Source organism: Candidatus Laterigemmans baculatus, from assembly GCF_010367455.1.
In the GTDB taxonomy this organism is placed as follows: domain Bacteria; phylum Planctomycetota; class Planctomycetia; order Pirellulales; family Pirellulaceae; genus Laterigemmans; species Laterigemmans baculatus.
Map to the genome: position 1 here is coordinate 1 of NZ_WRPR01000144.1, position 4041 is coordinate 4041.

Sequence of the window (4041 nt, forward strand, 5' to 3'; positions counted from 1 at the left end):
CGATCGCAAACCGGCCGCCTGCGTCGTCGTCGAGCGAGTAGCTGACCGAGTCGGTGCCGTCGGCGTCGTCCGATGAAGCCGTGATGCCGACCGCGGAACCGATCACTGCGTCTTCGTCGATCTCGTTCGCTGCCGCGTTGGCATCGACCACCGGCGTAGCGTCGAACTCATCGACATCGTTGACGTTGATGGTGAAGCTTTGGGTGGTCGAAGAGCCGTCGGTGCTGGTCGCTCGAACGGTGACGCTGTGGCTGGTGCTCGTTTCGTAGTCGAGTCCTGCGGCGAGAGTTACGACTCCGGTGTTCGCATCGATTGCAAACCGGCCCCCTGCGTCGTCGTCGAGCGAGTAGCTGACCGAGTCGGTACCGTCGGCGTCGTCCGAGCTGGCCGTGATGCCGACTGCGGAGCCGATCACCGCGTCTTCGTCGATCTCATTCGCTGCCGCGTTGGTGTCGACTACTGGCGTAGCGTCGAACTCGTCGACGTCGTTGACGTTGATCGTGAAGCTTTGGGTGGTCGAACTGCCGTCGGTGCTGGTTGCTCGAACGGTGACGCTATGGCTGGTGCTCGTTTCGTAGTCGAGTCCCGCAGCGAGGGTGACGACGCCGGTGTTCGCGTCGATCGCAAACCGGCCGCCTGCGTCGTCGTCGAGCGAGTAGCTGACCGAGTCGGTGCCGTCGGCGTCGTCCGATGAAGCCGTGATGCCGACCGCCGAACCGATCACTGCGTCTTCGTCGATCTCGTTCGCTGCCGCGTTGGTGTCGACTACTGGCGTAGCGTCGAACTCGTCGACGTCGTTGACGTTGATCGTGAAGCTTTGGGTGGTCGAGGAGCCGTCGGTGCTGGTCGCTCGGACAGTGACGCTATGGCTGGTGCTCGTTTCGTAGTCGAGTCCTGCGGCGAGGGTCACGACGCCAGTGTTGGCATCGATCGCAAACCGGCCGCCTGCGTCGTCGTCGAGCGAGTAGCTGACCGAGTCGGTGCCGTCGGCGTCGTCCGATGAAGCCGTGATGCCGACCGCCGAACCGATCACTGCGTCTTCGTCGATCTCGTTCGCTGCCGCGTTGGTGTCGACTACTGGCGTAGCGTCGAACTCGTCGACGTCGTTGACGTTGATCGTGAAGCTTTGGGTGGTCGAGGAGCCGTCGGTGCTGGTCGCTCGGACAGTGACGCTATGGCTGGTGCTCGTTTCGTAGTCGAGTCCTGCGGCGAGGGTCACGACGCCAGTGTTGGCATCGATCGCAAACCGGCCGCCTGCGTCGTCGTCGAGCGAGTAGCTGACCGAGTCGGTGCCGTCGGCGTCGTCCGAGCTGGCCGTGATGCCGACCGCCGAGCCGATCATTGCGTCTTCGTCGATCTCGTTCGCTGCCGCGTTGGCATCGATCACCGGCGTAGCGTCGAATTCATCGATGTCGTTGACGTTGATGGTGAAGCTTTGGGTGGTCGAGGAGCCGTCGGTGCTGGTCGCTCGAACGGTGACGCTGTGGCTGGTGCTCGTTTCGTAGTCGAGTCCCGCAGCGAGGGTCACGACACCGGTATTGGCATCGATCGCAAACCGGCCCCCCGCGTCGTCGTCGAGCGAGTAGCTGACCGAGTCGGTACCGTCGGCGTCGTCCGATGAAGCCGTGATGCCGACCGTCGAGCCGATCACCGCGTCTTCGTCGATCTCGTTCGCTGCGGCGTTGGCGTCGACTACTGGCGTGGCGTCGAACTCATCGACATCGTTGACGTTGATGGTGAAGCTTTGCGTGGTCGAAGAGCCGTCGGTGCTGGTCGCTCGAACGGTGACGCTATGGCTGGTGTTGGCTTCGTAGTCGAGTCCCGCAGCGAGAGTTACGACTCCGGTATTGGCATCGATTGCAAACCGGCCCCCTGCGTCGTCGTCGAGCGAGTAGCTGACCGAGTCGGTGCCGTCGGCGTCGTCCGAGCTGGCCGTGATGCCGACAGCCGAACCGATCACCGCGTCTTCGTCGATCTCGTTCGCTGCCGCGTTGGCATCGACCACCGGCGTAGCGTCGAACTCATCGACATCGTTGACGTTGATGGTGAAGCTTTGGGTGGTCGACGAGCCGTCGGTGCTGGTTGCGCGGACGGTGACGCTGTGGCTGGTGCTCGTTTCGTAGTCGAGTCCTGCGGCGAGCGTCACGACGCCAGTGTTGGCATCGATCGCAAACCGGCCCCCCGCGTCGTCGTCGAGCGAGTAGCTGACCGAGTCGGTACCGTCGGCGTCGTCCGATGAAGCCGTGATGCCGACCGCGGAACCGATCACTGCGTCTTCGTCGATCTCGTTCGCTGCCGCGTTGGTGTCGACCACCGGCGTGGCATCGAACTCATCGATGTCGTTGACGTTGATCGTGAAATTTTGGGTGGTCGAAGAGCCGTCGGTGCTGGTCGCTCGGACAGTGACCGTGTGGCTGGTGCTCGTTTCGTAGTCGAGTCCCGCAGCGAGGGTCACGACACCAGTGTTCGCATCGATTGCGAACCGGCCCCCCGCGTCGTCGTCGAGCGAGTAGCTGACCGAGTCGGTGCCGTCGGCGTCGTCCGAGCTGGCCGTGATGCCGACCGCCGAACCGATCACCGCGTCTTCGTCGATCTCGTTCGCCGCGGCGTTGGTGTCGACCACCGGCGTGGCATCGAACTCATCGACGTCGTTGACGTTGATCGTGAAGTTCTGGGTCGTCGAACTGCCGTCGGTGCTGGTCGCGCGAACGGTGACGCTGTGGCTGGTGCTCGTTTCGTAGTCGAGCCCCGCGGCGAGGGTCACGACGCCAGTGTTGGCATCGATCGCAAACCGGCCGCCTGCGTCGTCGTCGAGCGAGTAGCTGACCGAATCGGTGCCGTCGGCGTCGTCCGAGCTGGCCGTGATGCCGACAGCCGAACCGATCACCGCGTCTTCGTCGATCTCGTTCGCTGCCGCGTTGGCATCGACCACCGGCGTAGCATCGAACTCATCGACATCGTTGACGTTGATGGTGAAGTTCTGGGTGGTCGACGAGCCGTCGGTGCTGGTTGCGCGGACGGTGACGCTATGGCTGGTGCTCGTTTCGTAGTCGAGTCCTGCGGCGAGGGTCACGACGCCAGTGTTCGCATCGATCGCGAACCGGCCCCCCGCATCGTCATCGAGCGAGTAGCTGACTGAGTCGGTACCGTCGGCGTCGTCCGATGAAGCCGTGATGCCGACCGCGGAACCGATCACCGCGTCTTCGTCGATCTCGTTCGCCGCCGCGTTGGTGTCGATCACCGGCGTAGCATCGAACTCATCGATGTCGTTGACGTTGATGGTGAAATTTTGGGTGGTCGAAGAGCCGTCGGTGCTGGTTGCGCGGACGGTGACCGTGTGGCTGGTGTTGGATTCGTAGTCGAGTCCCGCGGCGAGCGTCACGACGCCAGTGTTCGCATCGATCGCAAACCGGCCCCCTGCGTCGTCGTCGAGCGAGTAGCTGACCGAGTCGGTACCGTCGGCGTCGTTCGAGCTGGCCGTGATGCCGACCGTCGAGCCGATCACCGCGTCTTCGTCGATCTCGTTCGCAGCCGCGTTGGCATCGACCACCGGCGTAGCGTCGAACTCATCGACGTCGTTGACGTTGATCGTGAAGTTTTGGGTCGTCGACGAGCCGTCGGTGCTGGTCGCTCGAACGGTGACGCTATGGCTGGTGCTCGTTTCGTAGTCGAGTCCCGCGGCGAGGGTCACGACGCCGGTGTTGGCGTCAATCGCGAACCGGCCCCCTGCGTCGTCGTCGAGCGAGTAGCTGACCGAGTCGGTACCGTCGGCGTCGTCCGAGCTGGCCGTGATGCCGACTGCGGAACCGATCACTGCGTCTTCGTCGATCTCGTTCGCCGCCGCGTTGGAGTCGATCACCGGCGTAGCATCGAACTCATCGACGTCGTTGACATTGATCGTGAAGTTCTGGGTGGTCGAACTGCCGTCGGTGCTGGTCGCTCGAATGGTGACGCTATGGCTGGTGCTCGTTTCGTAGTCGAGTCCTGCGGCGAGGGTCACGACGCCAGTGTTGGCATCGATCGCAAACCGGCCGCCTGCGT

General features: G+C 63.5%; 1 protein-coding gene. It reads right to left on the bottom strand.

Features of this window, described 5'->3' with window-relative positions; translation table 11 throughout:
• Positions 1-4041: beta strand repeat-containing protein (locus GNK13_RS20385; protein WP_164104394.1), on the bottom strand; the 4041-nt coding region annotated here is incomplete at both ends.